Source organism: Mycobacterium sp. HM-7, from assembly GCF_053852335.1.
Genome location: NZ_CM132657.1, coordinates 3552752 through 3570953, shown reverse-complemented (window position 1 = coordinate 3570953; position 18202 = coordinate 3552752). Strand labels below are relative to the sequence as shown.

19 protein-coding genes are annotated in these 18202 nt (G+C 67.9%); 17 read left to right on the top strand and 2 right to left on the bottom strand.

Going from position 1 to position 18202, the window contains the following annotated elements; all coding sequences use genetic code 11:
* The first annotated feature begins 8 nt into the window (after window positions 1-8).
* The 9 genes from ACWW1C_RS17195 to ACWW1C_RS17155 are packed head-to-tail and all read left to right on the top strand — an operon-like array spanning window position 9 to window position 8758.
* Window positions 9-1013 carry an ABC transporter permease gene (locus ACWW1C_RS17195; protein ID WP_455979501.1) on the top strand — a complete coding sequence of 335 codons (1005 nt, stop codon included), beginning with the start codon at window positions 9-11 and terminating at the stop codon, window positions 1011-1013.
* Entirely contained in the window at window positions 1014-1670 is a 657-nt protein-coding gene (locus tag ACWW1C_RS17190; protein ID WP_455979500.1) for a cysteine hydrolase family protein, read from the top strand.
* Window positions 1670-3274: an ABC transporter substrate-binding protein gene (locus tag ACWW1C_RS17185; protein WP_455984330.1), complete on the top strand. Its 1605-nt coding sequence runs from the start codon at window positions 1670-1672 to the stop codon at window positions 3272-3274. Before ACWW1C_RS17190 ends, ACWW1C_RS17185 begins: the two co-directional genes overlap by 1 nt.
* Window positions 3274-4104 (top strand): N-acyl homoserine lactonase family protein, encoded by an 831-nt coding sequence (locus ACWW1C_RS17180; protein ID WP_455979499.1) that lies wholly within the window; start codon window positions 3274-3276, stop codon window positions 4102-4104. Before ACWW1C_RS17185 ends, ACWW1C_RS17180 begins: the two co-directional genes overlap by 1 nt.
* Window positions 4104-5396, top strand: a complete 1293-nt coding sequence (gene allB, locus ACWW1C_RS17175; RefSeq protein ID WP_455979498.1) for an allantoinase AllB — start codon at window positions 4104-4106, stop codon at window positions 5394-5396. Before ACWW1C_RS17180 ends, allB begins: the two co-directional genes overlap by 1 nt.
* Window positions 5393-6172 carry an aspartate/glutamate racemase family protein gene (locus ACWW1C_RS17170; protein ID WP_455979497.1) on the top strand — a complete coding sequence of 260 codons (780 nt, stop codon included), beginning with the start codon at window positions 5393-5395 and terminating at the stop codon, window positions 6170-6172. Before allB ends, ACWW1C_RS17170 begins: the two co-directional genes overlap by 4 nt.
* Entirely contained in the window at window positions 6169-7182 is a 1014-nt protein-coding gene (gene alc / locus ACWW1C_RS17165; RefSeq protein ID WP_455979496.1) for an allantoicase, read from the top strand. The genes ACWW1C_RS17170 and alc overlap by 4 nt, the downstream gene beginning before the upstream one ends.
* A complete protein-coding gene (locus ACWW1C_RS17160) occupies window positions 7179-7724 on the top strand; it encodes a hypothetical protein (protein ID WP_455979495.1) in 546 nt (181 codons plus the stop codon). Before alc ends, ACWW1C_RS17160 begins: the two co-directional genes overlap by 4 nt.
* The gene (locus ACWW1C_RS17155) at window positions 7721-8758 is read left to right on the top strand and encodes an isopenicillin N synthase family dioxygenase (RefSeq protein ID WP_455979494.1); all 1038 of its coding nucleotides are present in this window, start codon (window positions 7721-7723) and stop codon (window positions 8756-8758) included. The genes ACWW1C_RS17160 and ACWW1C_RS17155 overlap by 4 nt, the downstream gene beginning before the upstream one ends.
* Here the strand turns inward: ACWW1C_RS17155 and ACWW1C_RS17150 are convergent, their stop codons facing one another.
* Window positions 8759-9874, bottom strand: coding sequence for an iron-siderophore ABC transporter substrate-binding protein (locus ACWW1C_RS17150; RefSeq protein WP_455979493.1), 1116 nt, complete (start codon window positions 9872-9874; stop codon window positions 8759-8761).
* 211 nt (window positions 9875-10085) lie between these two features.
* Here ACWW1C_RS17150 and ctaD point away from each other — a divergent pair, with 211 nt between their 5' ends.
* The 3 genes from ctaD (at window position 10086) to ACWW1C_RS17135 (ending at window position 13488) form a co-directional block, all read left to right on the top strand.
* On the top strand, window positions 10086-11783 hold the full coding sequence (gene ctaD / locus ACWW1C_RS17145) for an aa3-type cytochrome oxidase subunit I (protein WP_071287776.1): 1698 nt from the start codon (window positions 10086-10088) through the stop codon (window positions 11781-11783).
* Between the two features lie 75 nt (window positions 11784-11858).
* Window positions 11859-13082, top strand: coding sequence for a phosphoserine phosphatase SerB (gene serB / locus ACWW1C_RS17140; protein WP_455979492.1), 1224 nt, complete (start codon window positions 11859-11861; stop codon window positions 13080-13082).
* A gap of 94 nt (window positions 13083-13176) precedes the next feature.
* The gene (locus ACWW1C_RS17135; RefSeq protein ID WP_043987817.1) at window positions 13177-13488 is read left to right on the top strand and encodes a hypothetical protein; all 312 of its coding nucleotides are present in this window, start codon (window positions 13177-13179) and stop codon (window positions 13486-13488) included.
* Window positions 13489-13502: 14 nt separating this feature from the next.
* On the opposite strand, the gene yczR is transcribed toward ACWW1C_RS17135, so the two are convergent.
* Window positions 13503-14954 (bottom strand): MocR-like transcription factor YczR, encoded by a 1452-nt coding sequence (gene yczR, locus ACWW1C_RS17130; protein ID WP_455979491.1) that lies wholly within the window; start codon window positions 14952-14954, stop codon window positions 13503-13505.
* Between the two features lie 62 nt (window positions 14955-15016).
* On the opposite strand from yczR, the gene ACWW1C_RS17125 reads away from it, so the two are divergent.
* The 5 genes from ACWW1C_RS17125 (at window position 15017) to ACWW1C_RS17105 (ending at window position 18177) form a co-directional block, all read left to right on the top strand.
* Complete coding sequence (locus ACWW1C_RS17125; RefSeq protein WP_455979490.1) at window positions 15017-15160, top strand: hypothetical protein; 144 nt, start codon at window positions 15017-15019, stop codon at window positions 15158-15160.
* Between the two features lie 65 nt (window positions 15161-15225).
* Window positions 15226-15891: a membrane protein YczE gene (gene yczE / locus ACWW1C_RS17120; protein WP_455984329.1), complete on the top strand. Its 666-nt coding sequence runs from the start codon at window positions 15226-15228 to the stop codon at window positions 15889-15891.
* Complete coding sequence (locus ACWW1C_RS17115; protein ID WP_455979488.1) at window positions 15828-16691, top strand: ABC transporter ATP-binding protein; 864 nt, start codon at window positions 15828-15830, stop codon at window positions 16689-16691. The genes yczE and ACWW1C_RS17115 overlap by 64 nt, the downstream gene beginning before the upstream one ends.
* Complete coding sequence (locus ACWW1C_RS17110; protein ID WP_455979487.1) at window positions 16688-17515, top strand: NUDIX hydrolase; 828 nt, start codon at window positions 16688-16690, stop codon at window positions 17513-17515. The genes ACWW1C_RS17115 and ACWW1C_RS17110 overlap by 4 nt, the downstream gene beginning before the upstream one ends.
* Complete coding sequence (locus tag ACWW1C_RS17105; protein WP_455979486.1) at window positions 17515-18177, top strand: enoyl-CoA hydratase; 663 nt, start codon at window positions 17515-17517, stop codon at window positions 18175-18177. Before ACWW1C_RS17110 ends, ACWW1C_RS17105 begins: the two co-directional genes overlap by 1 nt.
* Window positions 18178-18202: the final 25 nt, after the last annotated feature.

Sequence of the window (18202 nt, the reverse complement as noted above, 5' to 3'; positions counted from 1 at the left end):
GGTGAAACATGAAGACCTTCGTGGCCTCGCGGTTGGGGTCGATGGCGGCGATCCTGGTCGCCCTCACTGCAGTGATGTTCGTCCTGCAGAACATCTCGCCGCTGGATCCGGTGAAGGCCCAGTTGGGCGCGCAGGCATCGGCCGACGCGGTGGCAGCGCGTCGGGCGGCGCTGGGGCTGAATGACCCTGTGCTGGTCCAGTTCTGGCACTACCTGGCAGGCGCCGCGACCGGCGACCTGGGCACGTCGTACCGGACCCGGCACGCGGTGATGTCCGACCTCGCGTCGTTCGTCCCCGCGACCTTGGAGCTGGCACTCGCCGGCCTGCTGATCGCCGTCGCCCTGGCCGTGCTGCTGGCGTTCAGCACGACCTTGAAGTGGCGCGGCGCCAATGTGCTTCGGGCCGTGTTGTTCACGGGCTCCTCGGCGCCGATGTTCCTGCTCGGCATCCTCGGCCTCATCGTCTTCTACCAAGACCTCGGGTGGGTACCGGCAAACGGCCGCAGTGCCGTGCCGAATCCACCGACCGGTCCGACCGGCCTGCTGACCGTCGACGGGTTGCTCCACGCGCGGCTCGACGTCGTGGCCGACGCCGCGCACCATCTCGTCCTGCCCGCATTCGTCATCGCGATCGGGCCGGCCGTCGCGATCGGCCGCGTGCTGCGCAGCAGCCTGCTGGCCGACATCGACAGCGACTACGCGCGGACGGCCCGCGCCAAGGGGCTGTCCGAAACCCGAATCCTGGCCAGGCACGTGCTGCGCAATTCGGTCGGCGCCGCCCTGTCGATGACGGGGCTGCAAGTGGGCCTGATGTTTTCGGGCGTGTTGGTGGTCGAGCAGGTCTTCGGCTGGCCCGGCATCGGGCAGTACGTCGCGCAGAGCATTCCCGTGGCGGACTTCCCGGCGATCGCCGGCGTCACCCTGATGCTCGGCGCGCTCTATGTCGTCATCAACACGGTTGTCGACCTCCTGCAGGCCGCCGCCGATCCACGTATCGCAGTCACAGGAGGTTAAGTGCCGAAACAGCCGCTCATCGTAGGTAATCCAGTCCTCGTCGTCGTCGACATGCAGGAGTCCGGCGGCATGCCGGCCGAGTTGGTCGGCATCGAGCACATGGCCGGTTACGACGACCGGATCGCCCGGGCGCAGCGCCTCATCGCGGCCGCCCGCGCCGCGCGAATCCCGATCGTGTTCTTCCAGGAGGTGCACCGCGCCAACGGGATCGACTTCGGTCGCGAACTCGACGGCGCCGAGGGGGAGCACTGCGTGGACGGCCGCCCGGGCACGCCGCTGCATCCAGCGCTGCTGCCCGACTTCGATGGGCCGAACCACGAGTTCCATATCGTCAAACGCCGCTATTCCGGTTTCATCGGAACGGATTTCGAGATCGTCCTGTCCGGCCTGAGGGCCTCGACGCTGATTCTCATCGGCGGACTCACCGACGTCTGCGTGCACTACACCTTCGCCGATGCGCACCAGCGTGACTTCTACGTCCGGGTCGTAACCGACTGTGTCGGCGGCTCGTCGACCTACCGCCACGACGCTGCCCTGGATGCCATGGAGTACCTGCAGGCCGGTGCCATGCGCACTACCGAGGAGATCATCGCCGCCTTTTCCGATATGTGTCGGCCCGAATTGTCCAACCCCGCCCTCGAAGGAGCTGCCCGATGATGAAGAGCCACAAGGTCCCCGGTCGTGCGCGCGGAGGCTGGCGGGTCGCCGCTGCCGGTGCCGCCGCGATGTTGGCGTTGAGTGGTTGCGGTGGTTCGAATTCCGGTGGCGGCACGCCCAACGCCGCGCCCACCGACAAGGTGCTGCACCTGTCGTTCCTGCAAGACCCGGGGCAGCCGCCGGACCCTGACATCTACTACGCGGGCCAAGGCCTGTTGCTGACCACCAACACCTACGAAGGGCTGCTGCAATACAAGGCCGGTGTCGACAAGGCCGTCCTGGAACCGCTGCTGGCCACGAGCTGGACGGCGTCACCCGACAACAAGGTGTTCACGTTCAAGCTCCGCGAGGGCGTCAAGTTCCACGACGGCACCCCGTTCACGTCGGCGGCGGTCAAGGCGTCGTTCGATCGCCGGGTGGCCGTCAACCAGGGCCCGGCCTACATGGTCAAGGACGTGGAATCGGTGACCACGCAAGGGGATTACGGGGTGACCATCACCCTGAAGGCGCCCAACTCGGCGTTCCTCGATTACCTCGCTTGTCCTTACGGCCCCCGCATGCTCAGCCCCGAAGGCCTGAAGAAGAACGCCGGCACGGACAACGCGCAGGGCTATCTGACCGCCCACGATCTGGGCACGGGGCCGTTCGTGCTGACCGACGCCCAGGTCGGTTCGCACTACGCGCTGGCCGCCTTCGGCGAATACTGGGGCACCAAGCCGTATTTCGAGAAGGTCGAGCTTCCCGTCATCACCGACGTGTCGGCGCAACAGCTGCAGTTCAACAACGGCCAGGTGGCGGCGATCCTGCACGACCTGCCGTCCTCGGCGGTGCAGTCGTACCTGAACAACAAGTCGTTCGCCAACTACTCGCTGCCGACCATGATGTCGAACTACGCGTACATCAACCCGCGCAAGGGCATGATGACCGATGCCAAGAACCGCGCCGCGGTGATGCAGGCGATCGACGTCGACGAACTGGTGAAGCAGACGTACTTCGGGCGCGGCAAGAAGGCCGAGCAGATCTACCCACCGAACATGATGGCCGCCGAGTACGGCAAGCAATCGGTCCCGTATGATGCGTCGGCGCTGTCCGGTATCGCCGGCACACTGCCTGCCGATCAGAAGACCGTGACCATCGGCTACGACTCGAGCAACCCCGATAACCAGTTGATCGGCAACCTGATCCAGACCCAGTTGGCCGCGGCGGGACTGACCGCCAAGGTGCAGGCGTACCCCACGTCGGAGATCTACGGCTGGGTCGGCACCGACGGGCAGGCCGCGCCGGAGATCATGACCTATCTCGGCTGGCCCGATGCGCCGTCGCCGTACACCTGGGGCCACATCTCGTGGGATGCCGACGGCGGCCTCAACTTCTTCGGGTGCTCGGCGCCGCCGGTCACCGCAGCACTGGCCGCGGGACTGCCGACCGATTCGGAGGCCGACTTCTCCACGGCCGGTGTGGAAGCCGTCAAGACCGGATGCTGGCTGAACATCGCCGACGTGAACGACTTCATGGTGGCCCAGCCCTGGCTCAAGGGCGTCGAACAGGCACACGTGGTCACCAACCCGAATTCACTGCGCTTGAATGCCCTTTCGGTCGGCTGATGGCCACCCTGGTCGGCAAGCCCGGGGTGCGGCGGATCATCCTGCTGACCCTGGGCTGGGAGGAGCTGCCGAAGTCGGTGTCGGTGTACGGCGCGCCGCCCGAGGAGCGCATGCGGGAGCCGGTGCCCGGGGTGCTGCTGCAGACCGACGGCGGTTGGGTACTGCTCGACACGGGATTCAACACCGCGCTCGTGCGGGACCCGGCGCTCTACCGGCGGTTCTTCCCGACTGTCGAGTACCGCCCGGTGCTGCCCGGACCGGGCGAGCCGATCGAGCAGCGGCTGGCGGAGGTCGGGGTGGATTTCGACGAGATCCACACCGTCGCCGTCAGCCATCTGCACCATGACCATGCCGGCGGACTCAAGCTGTTCGCCGGCAAGGTCCCGGTGCACGCGCAGCGTCGTGAACTCGAGTACGGGCTGTCGAATCACCCGGAGCCCGAACGCAATGCGATCAATCGGATAGATTTTGACGACCCGAACATCGAATGGCTCCTGGCCGATGGGGAAGCCGAGATCGCCCCGGGTATCACGGCGGTACCTACCTACGGGCACACACCGGGGCACCAGAGCTTCGTCGTCGAACTCGACCAGTCCGTCGGCGGTGACGGTTTCGTATTCGCCTTCGATGCCGCCGACCTCACGGAGAACATCGAGCACGAGCTCGCCATCGGCGGCTTCATCGGCGTCGACCCGCAGGACACCATCGAGCCGATCCGCCGACTGAAGAAGCTGGCTGCCGACAAAGGATTTCAGCTGATTCCCGGCCATGACCCGCATGTGTGGCCCGAGCTCACCGAGCATTTCCACCACAGATTCGGGGCACCGTGATGGAGTGCGTACTGCGCGCCGGCAGGGTGCTCGTCGATGGTCACCAGGTCCCGGCTGCGGTCGGCATCGACGGTGGGCGCATCGCATTCGTCGGTGAGGTCGATGCCGATTGCGCTGCGGCAGAAGACCTCCGGTTGCCCGAATCGGTGGTGCTGTTGCCGGGTTTCGTCGATACGCACGTCCACATCAATGACCCGGGTACCGACTGGGAGGGGTTCGAGACCGCCACCGCGGCAGCTGCCGCGGCCGGCATCACCACCGTGGTGGACATGCCGCTGGACTGCGACCCCGTGACCACCAGTGTCGCGGCGCTGGACACCAAAAAGGCCACGGCAGCGGGTAATTGCCGCGTCGACGTCGGATACTGGGCCGGGGTGGTGCCCGATAACCTGGATGGTCTGGCCGACCTGGCGCAGGCCGGGGTGCGCGGTTTCAAGTGTTTTCTCGCGGACTCGGGCAACCCGAATTTTCCGCACCTCAGCCCGGCACAATTCCGCGACGCCATGCGGCGCATCGCCGAACTGGGATCGGTGCTGCTGGTCCACGCCGAGAGCAATCGGATTATCGACGCGGGCCCACCGCCGACGGGCCGGAAATATCGGTCGTTCCTGACGTCCCGCCCGGACGCCGCAGAGGACGATGCCGTGGCACTGGTGATCGACGCCGCAGCAGCGACCGGGGCCCGGGCGCACATCGTGCACGTCTCCAGCGCCACGGTGCTGTCCCGCTTGGCCGAAGCGAGGCGGGCCGGGATTCCGGTGACGGCCGAAACCTGTCCGCATTACCTGACATTCGCCGCCGAGGCCATCCAGGACGGTGGCACCGAATTCGCCTGCTGCCCGCCCATCCGGGAGGGCGCCAACCGCGAATTGCTGTGGTCCGCGCTGCACGACGGCACCCTGGACCTGGTGGTGTCGGACCACTCGCCGTGCGCGCCGCGACTCAAGAGCGCCGGAGATTTCGGGCGGGCATTCGGCGGGATCAGCTCATTGCAACTCAGCCCGCGCGCGGTGTGGACCCAGGCCGCCGCACGGGGCCTCGGGCTGGCCGACCTGAGCCGGTGGATGTCGGAACGCCCCGCCGCGCTGGCCGGCTACGCCGACCGCGGCCGGATCGCGGTGGGACTGCGGGCCGACCTGTGCGCCTTCGATCCGGGGGCCCTGGACACCGTCCGGGCGGCGACACTGCGGCACCGCCATCCGGTGAGCCCGTACGACGGTGTCACGCTGCGCGGTTCGGTGCTACAGACCTGGGTTGCCGGCGTCCCGGCGTTGGTGGGGGAGCCGGTATGAGAATCCTGGTGCTCAACCCGAACACCTCGGCCGCGATGACTACCGAGATCGCGGCCGCCGCGCGGTCCGCGGCGCATGCGGATACCGAGATCGTCTGTATGTCGCCGTATTTCGGCGCGGCGGCCATCGACTCGTCCGCCGAGAGCTACCTTTCCGCGGTCGGGGTGATGGACGTGGTGGCCCGGCTGACCCGGTCAGGCGACTTCGACTTCGACGCCGTCGTGCTTGCCGGATTCGGCGAGCACGGCCGCGACGCCCTCGCCGAGATGCTGACGGTGCCGGTGTTCGACATCGCCGAATGCGCCGCGCACGTCGCGCATCTGATCGGACGGCGGTTCTCGGTGATCACCACGCTCGCCCGGTCGATCCCGCCCATCGAGGACCGGTTGCTGCTTGCCGGCCTGAACGCACATTGCGCCTCGGTGCGCGCCTGCGGCCTCAGCACGGCAGACGTGGACGCCGACCCTGCTGGCGCCGTGCAGGCGATCGTCGACGAAGCGGCGCGCGCCATCAGCGCGGATGGCGCCGACGTGATCTGCCTGGGTTGCGCCGGGATGGCGGGAGTGACGGCGGCGATCTCGGCCAAACTCGGCGTGCCCGCGGTGGACGGGGTGGCCGCCGCCGTGGCTCTCGCGCAAGCCGTTGTCGGACTGGGGCTGTCCACCAGCAAGGCCGGCGTGTTCGCGCCGGGGCCGGACAACCCACGCAGCTACTGGCCGTTGTCGGAAGCCATTGACTCTTCGCGCAAGCGCTCATCGGAAGCGCTGGGCCTATGACCGACGTCGATCTCGCCTCACGCCGCGTCGGCGGCAGTGTCGTGGCCGCCAGTGACGAATCGTTCGGATTCAAGGAGCGTCTCGTCGACCCGGCCGAACCCGCGTTCGTACCCGGCACTTTCGACCTGCGTGGCGAAGTGGTCGACGGCTGGGAGACCCGCCGCCACGCCGGCCGCGCCGGCGACTGGGCGATCATCCGGCTGGGCACACCCGGCCGGCTGCACACCATCGACGTGGACACCCGGTTCTTCGCGGGCAATCACCCGAGCGCCTGCGCGGTGGACGCCTGCGTACTGGCGCGCACCGAGGATCCGGCCGGTGCCGCCGTGGTCTGGACGCCCATAGTGGAACAGACTGTGCTCAAGGCTGATTCGCACAATCTGCTGGCCGTCGCGGACCCCCGGCGGTGGACACATCTGCGGCTGCGGTTGCAGTCCGACGGCGGTGTCGCACGGTTGCGGGCGTATGGCGAGGTGGTGCCGGACCCCGCATCCTGGAGCGATATCACCGTCGAGGTGTCCGGTCTGGAAAACGGAGGCCAGGTCGAATGGTGCAGCGACAGTTTCTATTCCAGCGCCACGTCGCTGATCGTGCCGAACCGGCCGCACAACATGGGCGACGGCTGGGAAGCGCGCAGGCGCCGCGATGTGGGACCGGACACCCATGATGCGGTGATCGTCTCGTTCGCCGTGCCCGCCGACCTGCGCCGGATCGAGGTCGACACCTCGTACTTCGTGTTCAACGCCAGCCTGGAGGTGTCGGTGCTGGGTAGCCGTAGCCGTCCCGATCGTGAACATGGCTGGGGGCTGGTCGCTTTCGATGTTCCGGTGCTGCCCCGGACGCGGCTTGTCCCTGATGCGCGCCAGGTCTTCTCGGTTGACGTGGCCGATGTGGCGGCACTGCGCGTGCAGGCCTACCCGGACGGCGGGATCGCCCGGGTGCGGGCAGTCGGGGTGCCGACCGCCCAGGGGTTACGAATGCTGCAGCGTCGCTGGGAGGAATCGTCATGACACCACTGCTGACCGAGTGCGCCGGCCTGTGGCGCCGCACCCTGTTGATCGAGACCGACGGCACGCGCGATACCGAGCCGGGTGTGTTGTGGTTGCAGGGGCCGACGGCCTACGTGGACTCCCGTGGCTTCGCCGGCACCCTGCATCAGGAGGCCGATGTCTTCGAGTGGCTTCGCGAGTACGACGCCACGACGCCCGGACCGCATCCTGATGCCGGTGTAATGCACTGGGAGGGCGACATTCTCGTCGAGACGGGAGTGTACGAGCACTATGTCGAGCACTGGGTCCGCGACCCGGCCGAGGCGGGCCCGACGGGCGCGCTGCGGCTGGCCGGGGCCGCCGGCGCGTCGGCGCTACTGGTCCGCGCCGGCGCCGTGTTCGGCTGGGCCGACCGTACTCGAGTGGTGCTCGGCACCGTGGGCGGCGCCGAGCAGCGAGCTCTCGGTATCGACTTCGCCGGCGTCGTTTCTGCCGGCGACCAAATCCAGGCCAACGGCGTGCGCTGGACGGTGGACGAATCGGAAGGGAATGTGAATTCATGAGTGGCGTAACGTCATTCACGTCGGTGCCGATCATCGACATCAGCGGATTGTCATCGCCCGAGCGTGGCGAGCGGGACCGCGTCGCCGGTGAGATCGGCAGGGCGGCAGCCGAGGTCGGCTTCTTCTACATCAGTGGCACCGGTATCGACGAGTCGTTGTTCGGCGCGATGCTGGAAGCGGTGAAGGAGTACTTCGCGCTTCCGGTGGCAGAAAAGATGCGGGACTACATCGGGCTGTCCCGCTGCCACCGCGGGTACGTGCCGGTCGGGGAGGAGGGTCTGGAGGGCACCGTCCCGGATCTGAAGGAGGCGTTCGACACCGCGCTCGATCTTCCTGACGACGATCCGGACTACCTGTCCGGCAACCCCATGCTGGGTCCCAACGCCTGGCCGGACCTACCCGGGTTCGCCGACGCGGTGACCGCCTACTACCAGGCGGTGCTGGTCGTGGGGCAGCGGCTGCTGCGGGCGTTCGCCGTCGCCCTCGGTGAGGACCCCGAGGTCTTCTCGCGCCATGCGACCAAGACGCCGAGTCAGCTGCGCCTCATCCACTATCCGTACAACCCGGACGCACATGACAGCGTCGGGATCGGCGCGCACACCGACTACGAATGCTTCACCTTGTTGAAGCCCACGGCCCCCGGCCTCGAGGTGCTCAACGGCGCCGGCGAGTGGATCGACGTACCGCCGGTGGACGGGACGTTCGTCGTGAATGTCGGGGACCTGTTGGAGCTGTGGACCAACGGCGCGTTCGTGGCCACCAGCCACCGGGTCCGCAAGGTCGCCGAGGAGCGGTATTCGTTCCCGCTGTTCTTCAACGTCGACTATCACACCGAGGTGAAACCGCTGCCGCAGTTCGCTTCGCCAGATGCCAAGCCCCGTCCCGCGCTTCGCGCGGGGGAGCATCTGTTCGCCCAGACCGCGCAGACGTTCGCCTACCTGAGGCAGCGCATCGAGTCGGGTGAACTGGTCCTGCCCGATGGCTCGTTGGAGCTGGGACAGTTCGGCCAGCAGGCGTTACAGGGTGTCGAATGATCAGTTGATGGGCGCGTTGAGCCAGTGCAGGTCGTCGAGCATGCCGCGCGCGGCCACGATGCCCTGACCGGTCTGCCACACCTCGTTGTTCACCACGAACACCCGGTTGTCGCGGGTGGCGGCGAGCTTCTTCCAGGCCGGACTGTCGAGCAACGCGGCGGCCTTGTCCTTGGCGGCCGGGGACTCGAACGACAGGTAGACGATGTCACCGTCGGCGGCCGAAAAATCGGTGCCGGACCGCAGCTTCGAGATGTCGATCTCGCGGTACGGCTTGTCGGTGAACCGTTGTGGCGCAGGGCGATCCGCGCCGACGCGGGCCAGTACGCTGCCCGGGAAGTTGTTGGCGCCGAAGATCCGCATGGTGCCCTCGGTCAGCTGCACCACCGACACCTGGAAGTGTGAGGCGTCGTTCTGCCCGCCGACCCTGGTGGCGTCGGCGTTGAACCCGTCGACCAGTGCGCCCGCCGCGACACCGCGCCCGGTTGCCGCGCCGACCATCCGCAGATCGTCTTCCCAGGCGGCGCCGGACGGACCGGTGAGGACCGTCGGCGCGATCGCCGACAGCGCGCCGTAGGTGTCTGACGTGGCCGACGCCTGCGAGCCGATGATCAGGTCGGGGTTGGCGGCCTTGACCGCCGCCATGTCGGGTGCGCCGCGCGTGCCTGCCGCGGACACGTTGTGGATGACGGTGCCCAGATATGACGTCTGGCCCGACGAATCGGTCGGGGTCGCCGCGGCGACGACGCGGGACTGCAGCCCCAGCGCGCACAGCGCGTCGAGCGCAGTGCCCGAGAGCACGACGATGCGCTGGGGGTCGGCCTTGACGTCGGTGTCGCCGGCCGCGTGGTGCACCGAACGGGTGGGCGGGCCGCTAATCAGGTCGGGGTCGAGTGCGGCCGGGGCGGGCGCGCACGAGTCGTCGGGCCGGCGCTGGTTACCCAACACGCCCGCGGTGGCGATACGGGTGGTGCTGGTGATGGGTGCTGAGTTCGCTGCCGGCGGGTCGCTGGTGTGGCCCGAACAGCCCGTCAGGACGGTCGTGGCCGTCGCGCAGAGGGCGGTGAGGACCGCTGCGCTCGCGCTGGACAACCGGGTACGGGGAGTCGGAAACTGCACGTGGCCGACGGTAACACCCGAGCGGCCCGCCCCAGATGAGGCGCGGTCGCGGCCGCCGGCGCCACGCCCGGGCAAGCGGCCGGTCCAGCCAATTACGACAGTTTGTAGGACCCTCGCCGCAAGGCTCTGCAATGGGGGATAAGATCACCGGCAGACAACATGGGATGCCCCGTGTGCTCGAACTATTCGCCCGGAACATTTGGAGGATCTGTTGGTAGCCGAAGCGCCCCCAATCGGAGAACTCGAGGCTCGTCGCCCGTTCCCGGAGCGTATGGGCCCCAAGGGCAACCTGATCTACAAGCTGGTGACCACCACCGATCACAAGCTGATCGGCATCATGTACTGCGTCGTCTGCTTCGTGTTCTTCTTCATCGGTGGCCTGATGGCGCTGTTCATGCGCACCGAACTGGCAATGCCGGGACTGCAGTTCCTGAGCAACGAGCAGTTCAACCAGCTGTTCACCATGCACGGCACGGTGATGCTGCTGTTCTACGCCACCCCGATCGTCTTCGGCTTCGCCAACCTGGTACTGCCGCTGCAGATCGGCGCGCCGGACGTCGCGTTCCCGCGGCTGAATGCCTTCTCGTTCTGGCTGTTCCTGTTCGGCGCGATGATCGCCATCGCCGGCTTCATCACCCCCGGTGGTGCCGCTGACTTCGGCTGGACCGCCTACTCGCCGCTGACCGACGCGATCCACTCGCCCGGTGCCGGTGGCGACCTCTGGATCGTCGGCCTGGCGGTCGGTGGTCTGGGCACCATCCTCGGTGCCGTCAACATGGTCACCACCGTGGTCTGCATGCGCTGCCCGGGTATGACGATGTTCCGCATGCCGATCTTCACCTGGAACATCCTGGTGACCTCGATCCTGGTGCTGCTGGCCTTCCCGTTGCTGACCGCCGCGCTGTTCGGTCTGGCGGCTGACCGCCACCTGGGCGCGCACATCTACGACCCCGCCAACGGCGGCGTCCTGCTGTGGCAGCACCTGTTCTGGTTCTTCGGACACCCCGAGGTGTACATCATCGCGCTGCCGTTCTTCGGCATCGTGTCGGAGATTTTCCCGGTCTTCAGCCGCAAGCCGATCTTCGGTTACACCACCCTGATCTACGCGACGCTCGGTATCGCCGCCCTGTCGGTCGCCGTGTGGGCGCACCACATGTACGCCACCGGCGCGGTGCTGCTGCCGTTCTTCTCCTTCATGACGTTCCTGATCGCGGTCCCGACCGGCATCAAGTTCTTCAACTGGATCGGCACCATGTGGAAGGGCCAGCTGACCTTCGAGACGCCGATGCTGTTCTCGGTGGGCTTCCTGATCACATTCCTGCTCGGTGGTCTGTCGGGCGTGCTGCTGGCCAGCCCGCCGCTGGACTTCCACGTGACGGACTCCTACTTCGTCATCGCGCACTTCCACTACGTGCTCTTCGGCACCATCGTGTTCGCCACCTACGCGGGCATCTACTTCTGGTTCCCGAAGATGACGGGCCGGCTGCTCGACGAGCGCCTGGGCAAGCTGCACTTCTGGCTGACCTTCATCGGCTTCCACACCACCTTCCTGGTGCAGCACTGGGTCGGTGACGAGGGCATGCCGCGTCGGTACGCCGACTACCTGCCCACCGACGGCTTCACCACCCTGAACGTGGTCTCGACCATCGGCGCCTTCATCCTGGGCCTGTCGACGCTGCCCTTCGTGTGGAACGTCTTCAAGAGCTGGCGTTACGGCGAGCCCGTCGTGGTCGACGACCCGTGGGGCTACGGCAACTCCCTGGAGTGGGCCACCAGCTGCCCGCCGCCGCGGCACAACTTCACCGAGCTGCCCCGGATCCGTTCGGAGCGCCCGGCGTTCGAGCTGCACTACCCGCACATGGTCGAGCGGATGCGCGCCGAAGCGCACATCGGTCGATCGCACCACTAGGAATCAGCCGACCCGCCCGCGCCTAAGGCGCGGGCGGTTCTGCGTTAGGGGACTTGACAGATGACGCAGGCAGGAATGCCAAACGGATCAGTGCTCATCACCGTCACCGGTCTCGACCAGCCGGGCGTGACGTCAACGCTGTTCGGCGTGCTGTCGCGGCACAACGTCGAGCTGCTGAACGTCGAGCAGGTGGTCATCCGTGGCCGCCTGACACTCGGCGTGCTGGTTGCGGTGCCGCCCGAGGTGGCCGGCGAGGTGCTGCGAGCCGACGTGCAACAGGCCATCGGTGAACTCGGCCTCGATGTCGCGATCGACAGCAGTGACGATCAGCCCGTCCTGACCGAACCGTCGACCCACACCATCGTGGTGCTGGGCCGGCCCATCACCGCCGAGGCGTTCACGGTCGTCGCCCGCGAGGTCGCCGCGCTGGGGGTCAACATCGACTTCATCCGCGGCGTCTCCGACTACCCGGTGACGGGGCTGGAGCTGAGGGTGTCGGTGCCGCCGGTGGGCGGCGCGTACACCCAGCTGCAGACCGCGCTGGCCCGCGTCGCCGTCGACGAGGGCGTCGACATCGCGCTCGAGGACTACAGCCTGGCCCGCCGGGCCAAGCGGCTCATCGTGTTCGACGTCGACTCGACGCTGATCCAGGGCGAGGTCATCGAGATGCTGGCCGCGCGCGCCGGCGCCGAGGCCAAGGTCGCGGCCATCACCGAAGCCGCCATGCGCGGCGAACTGGACTTCGAGGAGTCGCTGCGCGAACGCGTGGCCACGCTCGCCGGGCTGCCGGCAGAAGTGGTCGACGAGGTCGCCGACCAGATCGAGCTGACCCCGGGTGCGCGAACCACGCTGCGCACGCTGCGCCGGCTGGGCTACCACTGCGGTGTGGTGTCCGGCGGGTTCCGTCAGGTGATCGAGCCGCTGGCCGAGGAACTGATGCTCGACTTCGTCGCGGCCAACCACCTGGAGATCGTCGACGGCAAGTTGACCGGCCGGGTGACCGGCCCGATCGTCGACCGCCCGGGCAAGGCGAAGGCGCTGCGCGATTTCGCCAACCAGGCGGGTGTGCCCATGGAGCAGACCGTCGCGGTGGGCGACGGTGCCAATGACATCGACATGCTGTCGGCCGCCGGGCTCGGAGTGGCGTTCAACGCCAAGCCCGCCTTGCGGGAGGTCGCCGACGCGTCGCTGAGCCACCCGTACCTGGACACCGTGTTGTTCATCCTGGGCATCACGCGGGGCGAGATCGAGGCCGCCGACGCCGTTGACGGTGTGGTGCGGCGGGTCGATATTCCGTAGGGGATTCCCTACCAGGGCACGTTCGAGCCGCTGTCACGTTACAGTGGTGACTGTTGATATTGATTTGCTGCGTAGGCCTGTGGGAGATGGTGACATGAAGCGTGCGGTTCTGGTCGGTGTGAGTGCTGTCGCGTTGGTTGCCGGCCCCTTGTCGGTCGTCTCGCTGACGGCGGCCGCGCCGGCCTACGCGTGCCCCTGGGGCACCGTGCCGAGCCATTTCGAAGGCGTGTGCGTCAAGGGCACGGCGAATGGCAGTGGCCCGCAGGCGGTGCCGCCGCAGACGTCCAACAGCGGCACCGGTGCGCAGATCACCCAGTCGGTCGGCGGATTGCAGACGGTCAACGGCATTCCCTGCACGCCCGAACATATCGGCACCTGCATCGGCCTCATCCAGAGCCAGCAGTAAGTTTCCGGACCGCTTCAGACGACGAGGGCGTGCGCGTCGGGCGTACTTGCGCCGGTGACGCTGCGCCACGCTTGAGCCAGTACCGCAACCGAATCGTGCAAGCGCTCATCAGGCTGGGTGAAGGGCACCCGGATGAATCGCTCCAAGGTGCCGTCGACCCCGAATCGCGGACCTGCCGGGATCACGAGCCCCATCCGCGAAGCCGCGGCGGACAGCGCTGAACTCATGGGTGCGGGCAACCGCATCCACATCGACATTCCGCCCTGGCACGGGCTCGCCGTCCAGTCTGGAAGTTGTTCCCGCAGAAGCGAACTCACCAGTTCCCGGCGGGCACGCAACATCTCGCGACGGGCGGGCAGCACGGCGTCGGCCTGGCGGAGCAGGTCGGCCGACGCCAGTTGCTCGACGATGGCGGTGCCCAGATCGATCGTCGGCCGCACCGCGGCGATGGCGGCGAGCGTGGACCGCTCGGCGCGAATCCAGCCGACCCGCAGGCCACCCCAGAACGACTTGGACATCGAGCCGACGGTGATCACCAGCTCGCGCCGGCTCTCCAGGTAGGAGGCCAGCGGCGGCGGTAGTGGCTCGTCCAGCCAGATGTCGCAGATCGTCTCGTCGACGATGGTGCGGGTCCGGGTCTCGGAGATGATCCGCGCGAGGCGTTCGCGCCCCGCCGCAGGCAGGGTCAGCCCGGTGGGGTTGTGGTTGTCGACGATCAGGTAGGCCAGATTGGGGGCCAGTTGCCGCATAGCGGCTTGCACGGCGTCCAGTTCCCAGCCGTCTTCGGCCATGCTGACGGGCATCGGGCGAGCGCCGGACGCGGCGATCAGGGAGATGGCTCCGTGGTACGTCGGCTGCTCGATCAGTACCCGGTCGCCCGGCCGGGCGTAGGTGGCCAGCACCAGATTGATCGCGTGTAGCGCCCCGGTGGTGACCATGATTTCGTCGGCGTCGGTGGGAAGCCCTCTGGCGCAATATCTTTCGGCAATGGCCTGACGAAGTTCGGCGACGCCGGTGAGTTCGATGCCGATGTCGTGCAAGTGTGGTCCCAGGCGTTGCGCGGCGCGGGTGAAAGCTTCGAGAGTGGCAGCCGCCGGCGCGGAAGGCGCGGCATCAGCCAGGCTGAGGGTGCCCGTCCTGGCGGAGGGTGCCGGCCCGCCGGCGGGCGCAGTGTGCGGCAGTGCCGTGATGCTGCGGGCGCCGCGACGGGCGTTGAGGTAGCCGTCCTCGCGGAGCTGGGCGTAGGCCGCGGTGACGGTGGTGCGCGAGACGCGCAGGGCGTCGGCCAGCGCGCGTTCGCTCGGATACCGGGCGCCGACGGGGAGGCGGCCGTCGACGATGAGCAGCCGGATGGCGTCGGCCAGGCCCAGATAGGCGGGGCCACTGAGGCTGGAGGTGCGCCAGTTGCCCAATTCGCGTGCCAGAAGGACTTCGTCAAGTGATCTGGCTGACATCTCGATCGACATTGAAGCCAGTATGGGTCAACTGGCTATTGAAGGGCAAGCCAGTTCGTCGAGAAACTGGTGTCATGCGAACGAACTGGCTATCAAAACTGGCCGAGAAGCGCGTCCGGTCGCGGCGCGACAACCGCGCCGACATCCGCGACCTCGACGCCGCCCGCGTGCGTCACGAACTGGACGCCATCCGTGCGCGTTTCCAGGACCACCGGTGAAAGCGAAGTCCACCGTCGTCCGCTCCGCCCTGCTGCTGGCCGGGCTCAGCGGCTACGGGTTGTCGATGGCGTTCTTCGTGCGGGCCGGCCTGGGCCTGGACCCGTGGGACGTCTTCCACCAGGGCCTGGCGAAGCACACCGGGCTGACCATCGGCGGCGCCACGGCGCTCGTCGGAGTCGTGGTGCTGTTGGGCTGGATCCCGCTGCGCAACCGGCCGGGTGTCGGCACCGTCGCGAACGTCATCGTCATCTCCATCACGGTCGACGCCTTCCTGATGGTGCTGCCGCAGCCCACGACGCTGCCGGTGCGTACGGCGATGATGGTCGGCGCTGTCGTCCTCAACGCGGTGAGCACGGTGATGTACATCGGCGCCGGGATGGGGCCGGGTCCACGCGACGGACTGATGACCGGGCTGGTGGCCCGGACCGGATGGTCGGTGCGGTTGGTTCGCACGGGCATCGAGGTCACCGTGTTGGCCACCGGCTGGCTGCTCGGCGGCACCGTCGGCGTGGGAACCGTGGTGTATGCCTTGGGGATTGGGCCACTGGTGCAGCTGGTGCTGCGGTGTACCCCGGGTCGCTGGCTCGCGGCCAGCGGATGGGCGCACGTGGTGGGGGACCGGGCCGGCCAATCGGATGCTGAACCGGCCGTGGCTACGATGAGCGAGTGCCCGGCGCCCTCAACGACACCACCTCAGAACGCGACGTTGAGCCAGATCCAGACCTCCTGATCCAATTCACCGGCGTCACGCTGCGCCGCGGCGGAGCCACCCTGGTCGGTCCGATCGATTGGCTGGTGGAACTCGACGAACGCTGGGTGGTCCTCGGCCCCAACGGCGCGGGCAAGACGTCATTGCTGCGCATGGCGGCCGCCGTCGAGCATCCGTCGTCGGGCACCGCGTTCGTCCTCGGCGAACGGCTGGGCCGCACCGACATGTCCGAGCTGCGGTCGCGCATCGGCCTGAGCAGTTCGGCGCTGTCGCAGCGGATACCCGACGACGAAGTGGTGCGCGACCTGGTGGTCTCGGCCGGTTACGCGGTGCTGGGCCGGTGGCGCGAGCAGTACGACGACGTCGACTACAACCGCGCGCTGGACACGTTGGAGAGCATCGGGGCCGAACACCTCGCCGACCGCCGCTACGGCACGCTGTCCGAAGGCGAGCGCAAGCGGGTGCTGATCGCCCGGTCGCTGATGACCGACCCGGAGCTGCTGCTGCTCGACGAGCCGGCCGCCGGACTGGACCTCGGGGGTCGGGAAGAACTGGTGGCCCGGCTGGTGGACCTGGCGGCCGACGCCGACGCGCCGGCCACGGTGCTGGTGACCCACCACGTCGAGGAAATACCCGAGGGCTTCACGCACTGCCTGTTGCTCGCCGAAGGCCAGGTGGTCGCCGCCGGTCTCCTGCCCGACGTGCTGACTTCCGAAAATCTCTCCCAGGCCTTCGGCCAGTCGATCGCCCTGGAGTACATCGAAGGGCGGTACTTCGCCCGTCGTACCCGCAGTCGCGCGGCGCACAGGAGGCGTATATGACCCAACCCGACCCGCTACATCCCAAACCCGCGGCGACGGTGATGCTGGTGCGCGACGGTGCGTCGGGCATCGAGGTCTTCCTGATGCGCCGCACCATGTCGATGGACTTCGCCGGCGGCATGACGGTGTTCCCCGGCGGCGGTGTGGACGAGCGTGACTACGACCTGTTCGTCGCCTCCGGCGACGGCGACGCAGATATTGCCTGGACCGGGCCCGAACGCAGCTGGTGGGCCGAGAAGTTCGGCGTCGACCCGGTACTGGCCGGTGCGCTGGTGTGTGCGGCCGCGCGCGAGACCTTCGAGGAATGCGGCGTGCTGTTCGCGGGGCCGGCAGGCGATCCGGACGGCATCGTCTCCGACGCCGCGGTGTACCACGACTCGCGGGTCGCGCTGGAGAGCCGTGAGCTGTCGTTCGGCGAGTTCCTGGCGCGCGAGAACCTGGTACTGCGGGCCGATCTGCTGTGGCCGTGGGCCAACTGGATCACGCCCAAGGAAGAACGCACGCGCCGTTACGACACCTTCTTCTTCGTCGGCGCCCTGCCCGCCGGTCAGCGCGCCGACGGCAACAACACCGAGAGCGACCACGTCGCCTGGCGGACGCCGACGGCCGCGCTGGAGGAGTTCGCGCAAGGCCATTCGTTCCTGTTGCCGCCGACCTGGACGCAATTGAGCTCGCTCGATGGCCGCATGGTCGCCGAACTGATGAAGGACGAACGCACCATCGCGCCGATCGAGCCGGTCCTCACCATGGGCGAGGGCACCTGGGACATCGAGTTCTTCGACGCCGAGCGGTACAAAGCGGCGCGCGGCGGCCGGGCGCAGTGATGACGAAGCGAGAATTCGCGGCAGAATTTGTCGAAATCCATGTCACCGACGGGGTCGGCACCCTGCTGCTGGCCAGGCCGCCGCGCAACGCGCTGACCCGCCAGATGTGCCGGGAGATCGCCGCGGCGGCCGAGGAGCTGGGTCAGCGGTCCGACGTCAGCGCCGTCATCGTGCACGGCGGCCACGAGGTGTTCTGCACCGGTGACGACGACCACGAGACCAGCACGCTCGACGCGGTGGAAGCTCTTGTCGCGGGCTCGGTGTGCCGCGCCGCCGTTGATGCCGTCGCCGCCATTCCGCGGCCCACCGTCGCGGCCGTGACCGGTTACGCGCTGGGCAGTGGCCTGACGCTGGCGCTGGCCGCGGACTGGCGGATCAGCGGTGACAACGTGAAGGTCGGGTCGACCGAGATCCTGTTCGGCCGGGCACCGGCCGAGGGCGCGGCCGCGCGGTTGGCGGCGGCCGTCGGCGACAGCCGAGCGAAGGACCTGGTGTTCAGCGGGCGATTCGCCGGCGCTGAAGAGGCGGTATCTCTCGGTCTGATCGATCAACTGGTGGCGCCCGACCACGTCTACGACGAGGCGCAGAATTGGGCACGCAGGTTCCTGGATGCTGCGCCCGAGGCGCTGGCCACAGCAAAGGCGGCGTTCGGGGTTCGCTGAGCCCGCGCCGGAGCGGTGTACACAA

Bases quoted from the DNA above. Each gene is read 5' to 3' on its own strand.
- ACWW1C_RS17195 (WP_455979501.1), top strand. From the start codon at position 9: ATGAAGACCTTCGTGGCCTCGCGGTTGGGGTCGATGGCGGCGATCCTG.
- ACWW1C_RS17185 (WP_455984330.1), top strand. From the start codon at position 1,670: ATGAAGAGCCACAAGGTCCCCGGTCGTGCGCGCGGAGGCTGGCGGGTC.
- ACWW1C_RS17180 (WP_455979499.1), top strand. From the start codon at position 3,274: ATGGCCACCCTGGTCGGCAAGCCCGGGGTGCGGCGGATCATCCTGCTG.
- allB (WP_455979498.1), top strand. From the start codon at position 4,104: ATGGAGTGCGTACTGCGCGCCGGCAGGGTGCTCGTCGATGGTCACCAG.
- ACWW1C_RS17170 (WP_455979497.1), top strand. From the start codon at position 5,393: ATGAGAATCCTGGTGCTCAACCCGAACACCTCGGCCGCGATGACTACC.
- alc (WP_455979496.1), top strand. From the start codon at position 6,169: ATGACCGACGTCGATCTCGCCTCACGCCGCGTCGGCGGCAGTGTCGTG.
- ACWW1C_RS17160 (WP_455979495.1), top strand. From the start codon at position 7,179: ATGACACCACTGCTGACCGAGTGCGCCGGCCTGTGGCGCCGCACCCTG.
- ACWW1C_RS17155 (WP_455979494.1), top strand. From the start codon at position 7,721: ATGAGTGGCGTAACGTCATTCACGTCGGTGCCGATCATCGACATCAGC.
- serB (WP_455979492.1), top strand. From the start codon at position 11,859: ATGCCAAACGGATCAGTGCTCATCACCGTCACCGGTCTCGACCAGCCG.
- ACWW1C_RS17135 (WP_043987817.1), top strand. From the start codon at position 13,177: ATGAAGCGTGCGGTTCTGGTCGGTGTGAGTGCTGTCGCGTTGGTTGCC.
- yczR (WP_455979491.1), bottom strand. From the start codon at position 14,954: ATGTCGATCGAGATGTCAGCCAGATCACTTGACGAAGTCCTTCTGGCA.
- ACWW1C_RS17125 (WP_455979490.1), top strand. From the start codon at position 15,017: ATGCGAACGAACTGGCTATCAAAACTGGCCGAGAAGCGCGTCCGGTCG.
- yczE (WP_455984329.1), top strand. From the start codon at position 15,226: ATGGCGTTCTTCGTGCGGGCCGGCCTGGGCCTGGACCCGTGGGACGTC.
- ACWW1C_RS17110 (WP_455979487.1), top strand. From the start codon at position 16,688: ATGACCCAACCCGACCCGCTACATCCCAAACCCGCGGCGACGGTGATG.
- ACWW1C_RS17105 (WP_455979486.1), top strand. From the start codon at position 17,515: ATGACGAAGCGAGAATTCGCGGCAGAATTTGTCGAAATCCATGTCACC.